The sequence below is a fragment of the Sphaerisporangium sp. TRM90804 genome, from assembly GCF_029846175.1.
Lineage (GTDB): Bacteria > Actinomycetota > Actinomycetes > Streptosporangiales > Streptosporangiaceae > Sphaerisporangium.
The window spans coordinates 216,730-231,140 of record NZ_JARWAC010000009.1; the positions used below are offsets into that span (position 1 = coordinate 216,730).

Below are 14,411 nucleotides of genomic sequence, written 5' to 3' on the forward strand. Positions count from 1 at the left end.
CGCCTCGCGAGACCTCAAGCGGTGGGCGCGGGCCGGCGGCCTTCGGCGGCGCCGAAGACTCTGATCGCCTCGGTGTCGGAGTAGGTGCTGGTCACGTACTCGGCCGCCCACGCGGCGACGTCGTCGAAGCCGCTCTCGGCGACCAGCCTGCGCGCCACCTCCTCGGCGTCCAGCGGGGTGCGGCGCAGGGTGACCGCGCCGGTCTCGGAGTCGAGCAACGCCCAGTGGGCGCCGGCCGTGCCGTAGGGCATGCCGACGGACCCGGGGTTGACCACGAGGCGGCGGTCGACCAGCCGGACGAACGGCATGTGGGTGTTGCCCAGCACCACGGTGCCGGCGGTGACGCCGTCGAGCACCTCCGCCCAGCGGTCGAGCGTGCTGTCGACCAGGATGATCTCGTCGTCCCGGCGCGGGGTGGCGTGCAGGAAGAGGGTCGTGCCCAGCCTGCCGAGGTCGAGCACCCGCTCGGCGGGCAGGGCGGCGAGCAGGGCGACCTGGTCGGGACGCAGGCTCTCGCCGGCCCACTGGCTGACGGCGTGGACGGAGGGCTTGCCCGCCACCACCTCGACCAGCTCGCGGTCGGCGTTGCCGTTGACCCACAGCGCGCGTTCGCCGAGCGAGACCAGCAGGTCGAGCGTCTCGACCGGTTGCGGGCCCGCGGCGACGTCACCGGTCAGGGCGATCAGGTCGGCGCCGGCCACGTCGGGCTCGGCGAGAACGGCCTCCAGGGCGGGGAGCACCCCGTGGATGTCGGAGAGTACGGCGACGCGCATGCCCTCACCCTCGCCCGGCCGCGCCGTCGCCGCGGGGGTGTTCGCCGTCCGCGATCACGCTGTGAGCGGATCCCGCGCCTGGAGGTCCAGGTTCTGGGAGAGGGCCTGGCGGAGCCGGTGGACGCCCTCCTCCAGCTGGGCGGCGCCGGGGGTGGCGACATAGCTCAGCCGCAGGTGGGGCGCGGGCGCCTCGGCGGTGAAGTAGGGGCCGCCGGCGGTGACCGCCACCCCTTGGCGCAGGGCGCTCGCGACGATGGCACGCTCGTCGGCCCCGTCGGGCAGCTGAAGCCACAGGTGGTACCCACCCTGCGGCGGCCGGTGCGGAAGGAGGGCGGGCAGCGCGCCGCCCAGCGCGGTGAGCATGGTGGTCCGGCGGTCGCGCAGAGCGCCGGCGAGCGCCCGCAGGTGACCGGCCCAGGCGGGCGAGCCGACCAGTTCAAGGGCGGTCTCCTGCAGGGGGCGGGGGACGAAGAGGCTGTCGACGACCTGGACCGCGCGCAGCCGCTCCAGCGCCGGGCCGCGGGCGGACAGGGCGCCGATCCGCAGGCTGGGGGAGGCCGCCTTGGTCAGCGAGCGCACGTGGACGACGACGCCGTCGGGGTCGTCCGCGGCCAGCGGGAGCGGCAGGGGCGGGGAGCCGGCGTGCGCCAGCCGGCGCGCGAAGTCGTCCTCGACGACGAAGGCGCCCGCCGCCCGGGCGACGGCGAGCACCGCGGTGCGCCGCTGCGGGGACAGGACGGTGCCGGTGGGGTTGTGGAACAGCGGCTGGCAGACGAACACCCGGGCCCGGGTGGCCTCGAACGCCTCGGCCAGCAGGTCGGCGCGTACGCCGTCGGCGTCGACCGGTACCGGGACGGGCCGCAGCCCGGCGGCGCGGGCGACGGCGAGCATGCCGGGATAGGTGGGGGACTCGACCAGGACGGCGGAGCCGGGGGCGGCCAGGGCCCGCAGGGCGGTGGTGAGCGCGCTCTGGCCCCCCGCGGTGATCAGGACGTCCGAGGCGCTGAGCGAGCCGCCCGGCCCGCCGATGTCGCGGGCGAACCAGTCGCGCAGCTCGGCCAGGCCCTCCACCGGGGGGCGGGACCAGGTGCCGGGCCTGCGGCCGGCGCGGGCCAGGGCGGTGGCCAGGGCCCGTTCCGGCTGGAGCCCCACGTGCAGGTAGCCGCCGTTGAGGTCGATGACCTCGGGCGGCGGGATGGTGAGGGTGCCCAGGACCGCCGCGGCGCCGACGGTGCCGAGCGGCGGGTCGGCGCTCAGGGCCACCTCCTGCCAGGAGACGTCGCCGGCCGCGCCCGCGACCCGCCGGACCGCGGCCTTGAACACCCCGGCGCCAGGTCTGGAGGTGACGAGCCCTTCGGCGGTGAGCGTGGCGATCGCCCGGGAGACCGTCACCGGGCTGACCTGGTGCCGTGCCACCAACGCCCTACTGGAGGGCAGCTTCTCGCCATCTCGGTAGCGGTTCAGCTCGTTCCGCAGGGTCGCGGCCAACTGGGCCACACTGCTACCGTCTTTCATGACAGGGCAAGATAGCACTACTCAGGCTCCCGCGATAGCGGTCGGCGGCGGCACCCTGCTCGCCGCGCTCGGCGTGGTGTCGTTCTCCTTCAGCTTCCCGGCCACCGTGTGGGCCCTGGACGGTTTCGGCCCGTGGACGGCGACCGGCGTGCGAGGCCTGCTGGCGGGCCTGCTCGCCGCGGCCTGCCTGGCCGGCGCCCGGGTGCCGGTGCCCGCGCGCCGGCACTGGCCCGGCCTGCTCACGGTGGCCGGCGGCTGTGTCGTCGGCTTCCCGCTGCTGACCACCCTCGCCCTGCGGACCTCCACCACCGCGCACTCGGCGGTCGTCATCGGCGTGCTGCCGCTGGCCACCGCCGCCGTCTCGGCCGCCTTGACCGGCCGGCGTCCGTCGCGGGCGTTCTGGACGGCCGCCGTCCTCGGCGCACTCACCGTGGCCGCCTTCACCCTCCAGCAGAGCGGGGGGCTGCCGACCCTCGGCGACGTGTACCTGTTCGGCGCCCTGCTGGTGTGCGCCGCCGGGTACGCCCAGGGCGGCCGGCTCGCCTCCCACCTGCCCGGCTGGCAGGTCATCGCGTGGGGCGTCGTCGCCGCTCTGCCGGTCTCGGCCCTGGTCACGGCCCTGGCGCTGCCGTGGGAGCCGGTGGAGGCGACCGCCAAGGCGCTCGCCGGCATGGCCTACATCGCCGCCGTCTCGCAGTTCGGGGGATTCGTCGTGTGGTACCGCGGCATGGCGGCCATCGGGGTGCCCAAGGCGAGCCAGATCCAGCTCGCCCAGCCCCTGATCACGCTGGTGTGGTCGGTCCTGCTCATGGGGGAACGGCTCTCCCCCCTGGCCGCCGTGACCGCCGTGATCGTCCTCGGCTGCATCGCGGCCACGCAGCGCGCCCGCGGCTGACCCCATCCCGCCGCGCGCGGGCCGGGCACGGGCGGCGGGCGCCGCCGTCCACCCGGCCTCCCTGGCGGGCCGTCTAATCGGCCTCCCTGGCGGTGGGGTGGGCCCGCACGTGCATCCGCTCGCCCTGGGCGCCGAACAGGGTGAGGATCTCGACCGGCTGCGGCCCAGCGCTGCCGAAGGCGTGCGGTACGCGGGTGTCGAACTCGGCCGCCTCCCCCGGCGTCAGCACCAGGTCGTGCTCGCCGAGCAGCAGCCGCAGGCGGCCCGAGAGGACGTAGAGCCAGTCGTAGCCCTCGTGGACCTGCTGCTCCAGCCGCTCACCCGGCCTCTGCCCCGGAATGATCTCCTTGTACGCCTGCAGGCCGCCCAGGTGGCGGGCCAGCGGCATGAACGTGCGGCCGTGCCGGGTGAAGGGGCGCAGGTGGACACGGGGGTCGCCGGTGGCCGGCGCGTCGACCAGCTCGTCCAGCCGCACGTTGTACGCCTTGGCCAGCGGCAGCAGGAGCTCCAGGGTCGGCTTACGCCGCCCCGACTCCAGGCGGGACAGGGTGCTGAGCGAGATGCCGGTCGCCTCGCTGAGCTGCGCGAGCGTGGTGTCGCGGTCGCGGCGCAGAGCCCGCAGTCGCGGGCCCACGGCGGCCAGCACGTCGGTGAGGTCGTCATCTGCCATGGCTCTATTTGCCGCTATAGCAAGAAATTTTGTCAAGTGCAGGGGCGAGGATGCACCATCTGCGGTGAACGGAGGTATCGCGAAATGAACAAACAAGCAGTACAGACGCCGGCCGCAGCCCCCGAGGGCGCGGAGCGGCGGTATGAGGTCGTGGTCGTCGGGGGCGGCACCGCCGGGCTGAGCGGGGCGCTGACCCTGGCCCGGGCGCGGCGCTCGGTGCTCGTGATCGACGCCGGCCGGCCGCGCAACGCCCCGGCGGCCGGGGTCCACATGTACCTGGGGCGCGAGGGGACGCCGCCGGCGGACCTGCTGGCCGCGGGCCGCGCGGAGGCCGCCGGCTACGGGGCCGAGATCGTGACGGGCACCGCCGTGACCGCCGAGCACGCCGGCGAGGGGGGCTTCCGCGTCCTGCTGGAAGACGGGACGGCCGTGCTTGCCGACCGGCTGCTGGTGACCACCGGCCTGACCGACGAGCTGCCCACCGTGCCCGGCCTGGCCGAGCGGTGGGGGCGCGACGTGCTGCACTGCCCGTACTGCCACGGCTGGGAGGTGCGCGACCAGGCGATCGGCGTGCTGGCCACCGGGCCGTTCGCCGTGCACCAGGCCCTGCTGTGGCGGCAGTGGAGCGAGAACGTGACGCTGTTCCTCAACACCGCCTTCAAGCCCGACGACGAGGAGTGCGAGCGGCTGGCGGCCCGCGACGTCACCGTGGTGGACGGCGAGGTGAGCGCGCTCGAGGTCACCGGCGACCGGCTGACCGGACTGCGTCTGGCCGACGGCCGCGTGGTCCCCGTCGACGCCCTAGTCACGGCGACACGCCTCACGGGCGGCGCCGGCCTGCTCGCCGGCCTCGGCCTGGAACCGGTCGAGCAGGAGATGTTCGGGCAGGTGATCGGCACCGGCGTCCCCGCCGACCCCTACGGCAAGACCTCCGTCCCGGGCGTGTGGGTGGCGGGCAACGTGACCAACCTCACCGACCAGGTGATCGGCGCCGCCGCCGCGGGCGTGCGGGCGGGTGCGGCGCTCAACGCCGACCTGATCGCCGAGGAGACCCGCCGCGCCGTCGCCGCGCGTCGCGCGCCGGCCTCGCCGCGGGCGGAGCGGGAGGACGGCGAGCGCGCGCTCGGCGACCACGGGCGGGAACGGTGAGCCGGCGCCCCGGGACGCCCCCCGGAAGGAGAGGACGATGACCGAGACTCCCACCTCCGACCAGGAGTTCTGGGACACCCGCTACGCGGAGAACGACCGCGTGTGGAGCGGGGACGCCAACCTGATCCTGGTGCGCGAAGCGGCCGGACTGGCGCCGGGCACAGCCCTGGACCTGGGCTGCGGCGAGGGGGCCGACGCGCTGTGGCTGGCCCGGCGCGGGTGGCGCGTGACCGCCGTGGACATCTCCGGCGTCGCCCTTGCCAAGGCGGCCGAGAAGGCGGCCGACGTCCCCGGCCGGATCGACTGGCAGCGGCACGACCTGGCGACGTCCTTCCCCGAGGGCGTCTTCGACCTGGTCTCGACCCACTTCCTGCACTCCCTGGGAGACATGCCCAGGGACAGGATCCTGCGCGCCGCCGCGCGGGCCGTGGCGCCCGGCGGAACCCTGCTCATCGTGGGGCACTGCGGCCCTCCCGCCTGGGAGCACCCCCACCCCGCCGTGCACCTGCCCGGCCCGGTGGAGGTGCTGCGATCGCTCGCCCTGCCCGACGGCGAGTGGGAGGTCCAGCTCTGCGAGGAGTACGAACGTCTTCAGAGCGCCCCCGACGGGCGGCCGAGCGCGCGCACGGACAACGTCGTGAAGGTCAGGCGCCTGCCCGGCACGCCGGCGACCGCGTGACTGTGACGTTTTAGGGGGCTTTGGGGTAGTCCGTCCGTCTTCCGAGGTATCAGTCCAGGGGACGGGCGATCGGGGGCAGGGGATGGCGCTCAACCGGGCGGTCACCCGGGACTGGTCACGGCGGCGGGCCGCGAAGCGCGAGCGGCTGGAGGCGGTGCGGCCCTTCACCACGGGGCGGGTGCTGGACGCCGGGCGGATCGGCGACGCGCTGCACGCGCTGCTGCGCCCGGGTGACCGGGTGGCCCTGGAGGGCGACAACCAGAAACAGGCCGACTTCCTCGCCGAGGCGCTGGCCGGCTGCGACCCGGGCGTGGTCCACGACCTGCACCTGCTGATCTCCTCGATCAGCCTGCGCGAGCACCTGGACGTCTTCGAGCGGGGCGTGGCCCGCCGTCTGGACTTCTCCTACGCCGGCCCGCAGAGCGTGCGCATGGCGCAGCTGCTGGACGACGGCAAGGTCGAGGTCGGGGCCATCCACACCTACGTCGAGCTGTACGCGCGGATGTTCGTCGACCTCATCCCCGACGTCGTGCTGCTGTGCGCCGAGCAGGCCGACCGCCAGGCCAACCTCTACACCGGCCCGGGCACCGAGGACACCCCGACCATCGCCGAGGCGGCGGCGTTCCACGACGGCGTGGTGGTGGTGCAGGTCAACGAACTGGTGGACCACGTCCCCCGGGTCGACATCCCCGGCGACTGGGTCGACCTGGTCGTGCCGAGCCCCCGGCCGTTCGCGCTGGAGCCGCTGTTCACCCGCGACCCCCGCCGCATCGGCCAGGTGGAGGTCCTCATGGCCATGCTGGCGCTGCGCGGCGTCTACGAGCGGCACGAGGTGACCACGCTCAACCACGGCATCGGGTACGACACCGCGGCGATCGAGCTCATCCTGCCCACCTACGGCGAGGAGCTCGGCCTGCGCGGGAAGATCTGCAAGCACTGGACGCTCAACCCGCACCCGACGCTCATCCCCGCCATCGAGAGCGGCTGGGTCACCTCGGTGCACTGCTTCGGCGGCGAACCCGGCACCGAGCGCTACGTCGCCGCGCGCCCGGACGTGTTCTTCACCGGCCGCGACGGCTCGCTGCGCTCCAACCGCGTGCTGTGCCAGCTCGCGGGCCAGTACGCCGTGGACCTGTTCATCGGGTCCTCGCTGCAGATCGACGCCTGCGCGAACTCCTCCACGGTGACCGAGGGCCGCCTGGCCGGGTTCGGCGGAGCGCCCAACATGGGACACGACCCGCACGGCCGCAGGCACGCCTCCCCCGCCTGGCTGAGCCTGCTGACCGGCGAGGCCCCCGCGCTGCGGGGACGCAAGCTCGTCGCGCAGATCACGCAGACCTTCCGCGCCGGCGGCGTCCCGGCGTTCGTGGAGTCGCTGGACGCCGTCCAGGTGGGCCGGGACGCCGGCATGCCGGTCCCGCCGATCATGATCTACGGCGACGACGTCAGCCACGTGGTCACCGAGGAGGGGGTGGCCTACCTCTACAAGGCCACCAGCCTGGCCGAGCGGCGCGAGGCGGTGAGCGCCGTCGCCGGCGCCACCCCGGTCGGCCGCGGCGTGGACGAACGGCGCGTCGAGGCGCTGCGCCGCGACGGCCTGGTCGCCCTGCCCGAGGACCTCGGCGTCGACGTCCGCAGGGCCGGCCGCCCCCTGCTGGCGGCCCGCAGCGTCGAAGACCTCGTCGCCTGGTCCCAAGGCCTCTACGACCCGCCGGCCCGGTTCCGGACGTGGTGACCGGCCGATGATCGACGACGGTCCCGCGACGGCGCGGACGGCGGCGCCGTCCCCCGCCCTGCTCGCCGACCTGGCGGTCCGCGCGCTCGGCGAGGAGGCCCGGCTGAGCCCCAAGCCCGGCCTGGTCGACCGCCGCGGCGGCGGCGCGCACGACGACATGGATCTGCCGCTGCTCCTGGCCTCCGCCGAGGCGCTGCGCCGCACGTTCCGCGCGGTCGCGGAGGCGGCGCGGCGGACGCCCGCAGGGGTCGAGCTCCGCGAGGAGGTCGGCCGGCTCGGCCGCGCGGGCGAGCGCGCCATGCTGCGGGCGACACGAGGGGTGAACACCCACCGCGGGGCGCTGTGGGCGCTCGGGCTGCTGGTCGCCGGCGCCGCGTGCGCCCGCGACGAGCGGGAGGCCGCCCGCCGCGCGGCCGGGCTCGCCGCCCTTCCCGACCGGCTCGCGCCGGCGGCGCTCTCCCACGGCGAGCGGGTGCGGCGCCTGCACCGGGTGCGCGGCGCCCGAGGCGAGGCCGAGGCCGCCTTCCCGCACGTCGTGGAGGTCGCGCTGCCGCGGTTGCGCCGGGCCCGCGCGGCCGGGCTCACCGGGGAGGCGGCCCGGCTGGACGCGTTGCTGGAGGTGATGAGCCTGCTGGACGACACCTGCCTCCTGCACCGCGGCGGCCCCGAAGGGCTGAGCACGGTGCGGCGCGGCGCCGGGCGTGTCCTGGCCGAGGGGGGCGCCGGCACGGCCCGCGGCCTCGCCGCCCTGCTCGGGCTGGACCGGCTGCTGCGCGAGCGGCGGCTCTCGCCGGGCGGGAGCGGCGACCTGCTGGCCGCCGCGCTCTTCCTCGACACGGTGCCGTGGCCGGGGCGCCGTTGCCACGCGGAACCGGAGGTGCTCACGTGCAGACGATGGAGTACGAGTTCCCCGCCGACCGGCCCGCCGGGCGGCGGGCGCACGTCGGGGTCGTCGGATCGGGCGACCTGGAGATCCTGGTGACCCCGGGACAGGCCGGAACCGCCCGCGTTCGCGTGCGCACGAGCGTCGACGGGTTCGACAGGGTGTGGCGGACCGTGCTGGAGCGGTTCTTCGCCCGCCACCGGGTCGCCGGCGGCTTCGAGCTCAACGACTCCGGGGCGACGCCCGGGGTCGTCACGCTGCGCCTGCGGCAGGCCGTCGAGGAGAGCCGGGCATGACGTCCGCGCCGACCCCGCCCACCGGCTGGGCCGCGATGCTCGCCCGTGCGAGCTTCATCGAATTGGACGCCCGGGCGCGCGCCACCGCGCTGCTGGACGCAGGCACCGCCCGTGAGCTGTGCGGCCCCTTCGACCGCATCGAGTCGCCCTGGCTGGAGCCCCAGGGTGTCGTCCCGGCGTCCGACGACGGCGTGGTGGTGGTCAAGGGCGAGCTCGGCGGACGGCCGGCCGTCGTGATCGGCATCGAGCAGGCCTTCCAGGGCGGCGGCATCGGGGAGGTCTCGGGCGTGAAGATCGCCACCGCGCTGTCGCTGGCCGCCCGCGACAGCCGCGACGGCACGCCGACCGTCGCGGTCCTGCTGCTGGAGACCGGCGGCGTACGCCTGCAGGAGGCCAACCTGGGCCTGGCCACGGTCGCGGAGGTCTGCTCGGCGCTGCTGGAGCTGCGCGCCCTGCAGCCCGTCATCGGCGTCATCGCCGGGGCCCTGGGCTGTTTCGGCGGGATGAGCATCGCCGCCGGGCTGTGCACCCGGCTGATCATGACCGCGGAGAGCCGTCTCGGGCTCGACGGCCCCGAGGTGATCGAGTCCGAGGCCGGCGTCGCCGAGTTCGACGCCTCCGACCACACGCTGATCTGGGCGGTCGACGGCGGCACGCAGCGCACCCGGACCGGCCTGGCCGACACGCTCGTCCTGGACGACGTCGCCGCCATCCGGTCGGCCGTGCTGGAAGCCACGGCGGGCGGCGTGCCCGCCGAGCACCGCTCCCGGCGGATCGGCGAGCTGCGGGCCCGGCTGGAGGCCGTCGACCCCGGCGACCCGCCGGAGCCGGCCGCGCTCGCGGCCGTCTGGGCGCGGAAGCCGCCGCCGGGGGACGTGCGATGAGCCGGGGCCAGTCCTGGACCCAGGCGCTCGCCGACGGCGGCGTGCGCGCCGCGGTCCCGTCCGTGATCACGGCGGACGCCGCGCTGGACGGCGACGCCGCCCGCCTGATCGCCGTCGTGCCGGACCCGCGCAGCCCCTACCACCGGGCCCGCGAGGGCGAGGTCGGCCTGCGCGAGGGGCTCGCGCTCGCCGAGGCGGTGACCGAGGTCGTCACCGAGGACACGCCCCTGGCCCGCGAGGCCCGCCGGCCGATCGTCGCCGTCGTCGACCTGCCCAGCCAGGCGTACGGGCGCGTCGAGGAGCTGCTCGGCCTGCACGACGCCCTGGCGGCCGCCGTGGACGCCTACGCCCGCGCCCGCACCGCCGGGCACCCGGTGATCACCTTCGTCGTGGGGACGGCGCTGTCGGGCGGGCTGCTCGCGCACGGGCTGCAGGCGAACCAGATCGTGGCGCTCGACGACCCCGGCGTGGTCATCCACGCGATGCACAAGGAGGCCGCCGCGAGGGTGACCCTGCGGACCGTCGCGGAGCTCGACGAGCTGGCGCGGCGCATCCCCCCGCTGTCCTACGACGTCGCCGACTGGGCGAAGCTCGGCCTGTGCGACGAGCTGCTGCGCGTCCAGAACGCCGGCAGCCCGACCGGTGAGGACGTCCGCAAGGCGAAGGACGCGCTGGCCGCCGCCGTCGGGCGCGCCCGGCGCGGCCCGCGCGACCTGGGCAACCGCCTCACCTCGCCCGGCGCGTCGCAGACCCGGGGAGCCTCGCGCCGCGTCCGCGAAGCGCTGACCGCCCAATGGCGCTGACCGCCCGCCCGCACGACCTGCTGCGGCTCACCGCCGCCGCGCTCGACGGCACGCCGCCGGCCTGGGCCGCCGAGGCGCTGGCCGCCTGCCCCTGGGGGGTCGTACGGCGGGCGCCGCACCCGCCCGGCCTCATCCCGGTCGGCGTGCGCGGCCCCGAGCGCCGGCAGCGCCACGCCGCCCTGGTCCCCGCCTCCGAGGTCACCCGGACGGTGCCGCCCGAGGCGCTGAGGAATCGGCGGCCAAGGCTCCCCCATCTCGCCGCCACGCTCACCGCCGTCGCCCGCCTGCTGGACGGGGGCGCCCGCTGGGACCCGACCGGCAGCACCGACTCCGAGCTGAACGGCGACCCCGGCCGGTGCCCGACCGGCAGCGTCGGCCTCCGTCTGGACGGCGACGCCCGCTGGGGCCCGACCGGCAGCACCGGCTTGGAGTTGGACGGGGGCGCCCGCTGGGGGCCGACCGGTGGCGTCGGTTTCGAGTTGGCGGCCGGGTGGCCGGCCACCCACCCCGGTAGTGACCTGGATCTGCTGATCCGGGCGCCGCGCAGGCTGGAGCGGCCCCGGGCCGCCCGGCTGGCCGCCGCCTTCGCCGCCCTGCCGTGCCGGGTGGACTGCCAGTTGGAGACCCCGCGCGGCGGGGTCGGGCTGGTAGAGTGGGCTCGTCCCAGCGGCCCCGTCATGGTCCGCACCGACCACGGCCCGGAGCTGGTGGACGACCCCTGGGCCCCGGCGTGAACGTCGCGTTCCTGTACCCCGGCCAGGGCACTCAGCGGCCCGGGATGCTGCACGACCTGCCCGTCCACCCCGCCGTCACCGCCACCCTCGCCGAGGCCGAACACGTCCTGCCCGGTTCGTCGCGGCGGGACACGGCGCGGGAGCTGACGTCCACCGTCACCGCGCAAGTCGCGCTCTGCGTCGCCGGGGTCGCCGCGACCCGCGCCCTGGCCGGCGAGGGCGCCGTCCCGGACGCCGTGGCCGGGCACTCGGCGGGGGCGTTCCCCGCCGCCGTCGCCGCCGGGGCCCTGACCTTCGCCGAGGCGCTTGTGGCCGTGCGCCGTCGCGGCGAGCTGATGCGTGACGCCTACCCCCGGGGGTACGGCATGGCCGCCGTCCTCGGGCTGAGCGTGCCCATGGCCCGGCGTGTGGTCGCGTCGATCAGCACCGCCGGCGACCCGGCCTACGTGGCCGTCGTCGACACCGACCAGCAGGTCGTGGTCGCCGGCACCGTCCGTGCCCTGGAGCGCCTCACCTCGGCGGCCGCCGAGGCCGGCGCCCGTCGCGTCCAGCGCCTGGAGGTCGGCGTCCCGTCCCACTGCCCGCTGCTCGACCGCGTGGCCGGGGCCATGGCCGACCACCTGGCCGCGATCCCCCGGCGCCGGCTCACCGTGCCGTACGTGGGCGACGCCACGGGCCGCCTGCTGCGCGACGCCGGCGCCGTCCTGGACGACCTCGCCGACGGCGTCGCCGCCACGGTGCGATGGCGCGACGTCACCGCGCTGCTCGGCGAGCTGGGCACGACCCTGTTCGTCCAGACGCCTCCCGGAGACGTCCTGGCCCGGTTCGCCCGGGCCGCCCACCCCCGCGCCCGGGTGGTCGCCCTGGCCGACACCGCCCTCGCCGACGCGGCACTGCTCGTCCGCCGCGCCCGTCCCGGATCCGTCCACCCATCCCGCGACACACGAGGAGCCGGCCGATGAGCGGAGAAGCCGAACGCCCCTGGAAGCCCGGCGACACGACGGCGGCGCGAGGCGGGCCCCGCCCGCTGGCCGGGACGCCACCAGCACGCGGCGGGCACCGCCCGCGGGCCTGGACACGGCCCGCGCGCCTTCGGCGCCGCCGCACGCTGGTCACGTCCGCGACGGCGATCGCGGTGGCCGTCGCGACGGCGGCCTCGACGACCGGCGCCCCTGCCGCGACGGCCGCGACGGCGCGCGCCTCGTCCGCCCTCGCGAGCCCGCCGTCGCCCTGCCCGTCGCCGGCCCGCGTCAAGCCCACGGTCGTCCTGGTGCACGGCGCCTGGGCCGGCACGTCGAGCTGGGACGGCGAGGTCGCCTCCCTGCGGCGCGCGGGCTACGTCGCGCGGGCCATAGCGAACCCGCTGCGCGGCCTGACCGCCGACGCGGCCTCGGTCGCCGCCTTCCTGAAGACCGTTCCCGGCCCGATCGTGCTGGCCGGCCACTCCTACGGCGGCTCGGTGATCACCAACGCCGCCGCGGGCGTCCCGAACGTCAAGGCGCTGGTGTACGTCGACGCGGCGGCGCCCGACGTCGGGGAGACCACCGGCGGGCTCAGCGGCCCCGGCTCCGCCCTCGGCGGGGACCCGGGGTCCCTGTACGACACGGTGCCCTCCCCGGGAGCGCCCGCCGGAGCCGACGACCTGTACCTCAAGCAGGAGGTCTTCGTCCGCTCGTTCGCCTCGGACCTGCCCCGGGAGACCGCCGTCCGGCTGTGGGCCACGCAGCGGGCCGCCTCGGCCGCCGCGTTCACCACGCCCTCGCGGGCCGCCGCGTGGAAGACGATCCCCTCGTGGTACTTCGTCAGCACCGGCGACCGGATCATCACCCGTGCCGCCGAGCTGTCCATGGCCCGACGGGCGCGATCGACGGTCACCGAGTTCCCCGGCGGCTCGCACCTGACCCTGATCTCGCATCCGGACGCGGTGACGACGGTGATCGGCTCGGCGATCTGCTCGGTCCGCTAGACCCGACCGGCGTCAAAGAAGCGTGTCTCTCTCCCCCGAATTGCCGCGTGCCGCATGATCTGGATACTGTGAACATCCCGATGTTAGGATCATTTGAGTAGAGCGGAGCGGCCCGTGGCCCAGGCCGGGCGGGACGCCGACGGCGTCCCGGAGATCGACCTGTCCGACCAGGAGGTGGTGCGCGACCCGTTCGGCGCCTACGGGCGGGCGCGGGAGCGGTCGCCGATCGCGCGGCTGGCGGCGCCGGGGCAGGGCGCGATGTGGGTGCTCACCCGGCACGAAGGGGCCAGGGCGATGCTCGCCGATCCCCGGTTCGAGCTGAGCGGGGCGAGCTTCACCCCGCCGTCCGTTCCGGAGCGGTACCGGCCCTACATGCGCACCATGTCGGAGATGGAGGGGGCCGAGCACGCGCGGCAGCGCGGGCTGGTGTGGCCCGCGTTCACCGCGCGGCGCGCCGCCGGCTTCCGGCCACGGGTCGAGCCGCTCGTCGAGAAGCTGCTGGACGAGCTTCCCGGCCACGCCGAGGGCGGCGCGGTCGACCTGGTGCGGCACTTCGCCCGGCCGCTGCCGATGGACGTGATCTGCGAGCTGGTGGGCGTCCCAGAGCGCGACCGCCCCCGGTGGCGCGAGTACGGCGCCACGGTCGCGTCCGGCTCGGGCCAGGGGTTCGGCGAGGCCGTCCCCGGCATCATGGAGGGCGCCAAGGCGGCGGTGGCTGCCCGGCGCGACGAGCCCGGCGAGGACCTGATCTCCGACCTCGTCCGCGCCCAGGCGCGGGACGGCGACCGGCTCGGCGACACCGAGCTGGTCACGCTGGTCTGGCACCTGGTGCTGGCGGGTCAGACCCCCGCCAACCTGATCGCCAACGCCGTGGAGGCCCTGCTCGCGCACCCGGCGCAGCTCGCCGCGCTGCGCGCCGACCCCGCCCTCATGCCGCGCGCCGTCGAGGAGCTGACGCGCTGGTGCGGCCCGATCCTGCTGTCCATCCCCCGCTACGCGCGCGAGGACGTCGAGCTGCACGGCTCGACGGTGCGCGAGGGCGAACCCTTCACCGCCTCGGTCGCCGCCGCCAACCGCGACCCGCGCGTGTTCACCGACCCCGAGCGGCTCGACGTCACCCGCCCGGCCGGGACGGCGAGCCACCTGGGGCTCGGCCACGGGGCGCACTTCTGTCTCGGCGCGTCGCTGGCCCGCGTGCAGACCGAGGCGGCGCTGACGGCGTTGCTGCGCCGCTTCCCCGGCCTGGCCCCGGCCTTCGGCCCGGACGCCGCGCTGCGCGCCCCCGACCCGGGCACCTGGCGGCTGACCTCGCTTCCCGTGACCCTGTAGCCCCGGGCGAATCACCCGGTCACCGCCGGCGCCGGTCAAGTGGTAAGTGCCGTCATCGTCTGTGCACATGTACGGAGACGGCCGGCCGGGTCGCTGGTGT

The 14,411-nt window shown here is 76.1% G+C and carries 15 protein-coding genes; 12 read left to right on the plus strand and 3 right to left on the minus strand.

The features are described from left to right. Positions 1-14: 14 nt before the first annotated feature. A complete protein-coding gene (locus PYR91_RS11720; RefSeq protein ID WP_279779625.1) occupies positions 15-773 on the minus strand; it encodes a metallophosphoesterase family protein in 759 nt (252 codons plus the stop codon). A gap of 54 nt (positions 774-827) precedes the next feature. Beyond that, the gene (locus tag PYR91_RS11725) at positions 828-2,288 is read right to left on the minus strand and encodes a PLP-dependent aminotransferase family protein (protein WP_279779626.1); all 1,461 of its coding nucleotides are present in this window, start codon (positions 2,286-2,288) and stop codon (positions 828-830) included. On the opposite strand from PYR91_RS11725, the gene PYR91_RS11730 reads away from it, so the two are divergent. Further along, a complete protein-coding gene (locus tag PYR91_RS11730; RefSeq protein ID WP_279779627.1) occupies positions 2,287-3,183 on the plus strand; it encodes a DMT family transporter in 897 nt (298 codons plus the stop codon). The two genes, PYR91_RS11725 and PYR91_RS11730, sit on opposite strands and share 2 nt — an antisense overlap. 73 nt (positions 3,184-3,256) lie before the next feature. On the opposite strand, the gene PYR91_RS11735 is transcribed toward PYR91_RS11730, so the two are convergent. Beyond that, positions 3,257-3,853 carry a helix-turn-helix domain-containing protein gene (locus PYR91_RS11735; RefSeq protein ID WP_279779629.1) on the minus strand — a complete coding sequence of 199 codons (597 nt, stop codon included), beginning with the start codon at positions 3,851-3,853 and terminating at the stop codon, positions 3,257-3,259. Positions 3,854-3,937: 84 nt separating this feature from the next. Here PYR91_RS11735 and PYR91_RS11740 point away from each other — a divergent pair, with 84 nt between their 5' ends. From PYR91_RS11740 to PYR91_RS11790, 11 genes are all read left to right on the plus strand, one after another. Continuing rightward, a complete protein-coding gene (locus PYR91_RS11740; RefSeq protein WP_279779630.1) occupies positions 3,938-5,002 on the plus strand; it encodes an NAD(P)/FAD-dependent oxidoreductase in 1,065 nt (354 codons plus the stop codon). 37 nt (positions 5,003-5,039) lie between these two features. Continuing rightward, positions 5,040-5,681, plus strand: a complete 642-nt coding sequence (locus PYR91_RS11745) for a class I SAM-dependent methyltransferase (protein ID WP_279779631.1) — start codon at positions 5,040-5,042, stop codon at positions 5,679-5,681. An 82-nt stretch (positions 5,682-5,763) separates the two neighbouring features. Next, a complete protein-coding gene (gene mdcA, locus PYR91_RS11750) occupies positions 5,764-7,416 on the plus strand; it encodes a malonate decarboxylase subunit alpha (RefSeq protein WP_279779632.1) in 1,653 nt (550 codons plus the stop codon). Positions 7,417-7,423: 7 nt separating this feature from the next. Beyond that, positions 7,424-8,398, plus strand: a complete 975-nt coding sequence (locus tag PYR91_RS11755) for a triphosphoribosyl-dephospho-CoA synthase (protein WP_279779633.1) — start codon at positions 7,424-7,426, stop codon at positions 8,396-8,398. Beyond that, positions 8,311-8,595: a malonate decarboxylase subunit delta gene (locus PYR91_RS11760; protein WP_279779924.1), complete on the plus strand. Its 285-nt coding sequence runs from the start codon at positions 8,311-8,313 to the stop codon at positions 8,593-8,595. Before PYR91_RS11755 ends, PYR91_RS11760 begins: the two co-directional genes overlap by 88 nt. Further along, positions 8,592-9,479, plus strand: coding sequence for a biotin-independent malonate decarboxylase subunit beta (locus PYR91_RS11765; RefSeq protein WP_279779634.1), 888 nt, complete (start codon positions 8,592-8,594; stop codon positions 9,477-9,479). The genes PYR91_RS11760 and PYR91_RS11765 overlap by 4 nt, the downstream gene beginning before the upstream one ends. Then, positions 9,476-10,282, plus strand: coding sequence for a biotin-independent malonate decarboxylase subunit gamma (gene mdcE, locus PYR91_RS11770; RefSeq protein ID WP_279779636.1), 807 nt, complete (start codon positions 9,476-9,478; stop codon positions 10,280-10,282). Before PYR91_RS11765 ends, mdcE begins: the two co-directional genes overlap by 4 nt. Further along, positions 10,273-11,016: a phosphoribosyl-dephospho-CoA transferase MdcG domain-containing protein gene (locus PYR91_RS11775; protein WP_279779638.1), complete on the plus strand. Its 744-nt coding sequence runs from the start codon at positions 10,273-10,275 to the stop codon at positions 11,014-11,016. Before mdcE ends, PYR91_RS11775 begins: the two co-directional genes overlap by 10 nt. Continuing rightward, the gene (locus tag PYR91_RS11780; protein WP_279779639.1) at positions 11,013-11,978 is read left to right on the plus strand and encodes an acyltransferase domain-containing protein; all 966 of its coding nucleotides are present in this window, start codon (positions 11,013-11,015) and stop codon (positions 11,976-11,978) included. The genes PYR91_RS11775 and PYR91_RS11780 overlap by 4 nt, the downstream gene beginning before the upstream one ends. Further along, the gene (locus tag PYR91_RS11785; protein ID WP_279779640.1) at positions 11,975-12,982 is read left to right on the plus strand and encodes an alpha/beta hydrolase; all 1,008 of its coding nucleotides are present in this window, start codon (positions 11,975-11,977) and stop codon (positions 12,980-12,982) included. Before PYR91_RS11780 ends, PYR91_RS11785 begins: the two co-directional genes overlap by 4 nt. Before the next feature lie 93 nt (positions 12,983-13,075). Next, positions 13,076-14,311, plus strand: coding sequence for a cytochrome P450 (locus PYR91_RS11790; RefSeq protein WP_279779641.1), 1,236 nt, complete (start codon positions 13,076-13,078; stop codon positions 14,309-14,311). Positions 14,312-14,411 lie beyond the last annotated feature (100 nt).

Bases quoted from the DNA above. Each gene is read 5' to 3' on its own strand.
- PYR91_RS11720 (WP_279779625.1), bottom strand. From the start codon at position 773: ATGCGCGTCGCCGTACTCTCCGACATCCACGGGGTGCTCCCCGCCCTG.
- PYR91_RS11730 (WP_279779627.1), top strand. From the start codon at position 2,287: ATGACAGGGCAAGATAGCACTACTCAGGCTCCCGCGATAGCGGTCGGC.
- PYR91_RS11725 (WP_279779626.1), bottom strand. From the start codon at position 2,288: ATGAAAGACGGTAGCAGTGTGGCCCAGTTGGCCGCGACCCTGCGGAAC.
- PYR91_RS11735 (WP_279779629.1), bottom strand. From the start codon at position 3,853: ATGGCAGATGACGACCTCACCGACGTGCTGGCCGCCGTGGGCCCGCGA.
- PYR91_RS11740 (WP_279779630.1), top strand. From the start codon at position 3,938: ATGAACAAACAAGCAGTACAGACGCCGGCCGCAGCCCCCGAGGGCGCG.
- PYR91_RS11745 (WP_279779631.1), top strand. From the start codon at position 5,040: ATGACCGAGACTCCCACCTCCGACCAGGAGTTCTGGGACACCCGCTAC.
- mdcA (WP_279779632.1), top strand. From the start codon at position 5,764: ATGGCGCTCAACCGGGCGGTCACCCGGGACTGGTCACGGCGGCGGGCC.
- PYR91_RS11755 (WP_279779633.1), top strand. From the start codon at position 7,424: ATGATCGACGACGGTCCCGCGACGGCGCGGACGGCGGCGCCGTCCCCC.
- PYR91_RS11760 (WP_279779924.1), top strand. From the start codon at position 8,311: ATGGAGTACGAGTTCCCCGCCGACCGGCCCGCCGGGCGGCGGGCGCAC.
- PYR91_RS11765 (WP_279779634.1), top strand. From the start codon at position 8,592: ATGACGTCCGCGCCGACCCCGCCCACCGGCTGGGCCGCGATGCTCGCC.
- mdcE (WP_279779636.1), top strand. From the start codon at position 9,476: ATGAGCCGGGGCCAGTCCTGGACCCAGGCGCTCGCCGACGGCGGCGTG.
- PYR91_RS11775 (WP_279779638.1), top strand. From the start codon at position 10,273: ATGGCGCTGACCGCCCGCCCGCACGACCTGCTGCGGCTCACCGCCGCC.
- PYR91_RS11785 (WP_279779640.1), top strand. From the start codon at position 11,975: ATGAGCGGAGAAGCCGAACGCCCCTGGAAGCCCGGCGACACGACGGCG.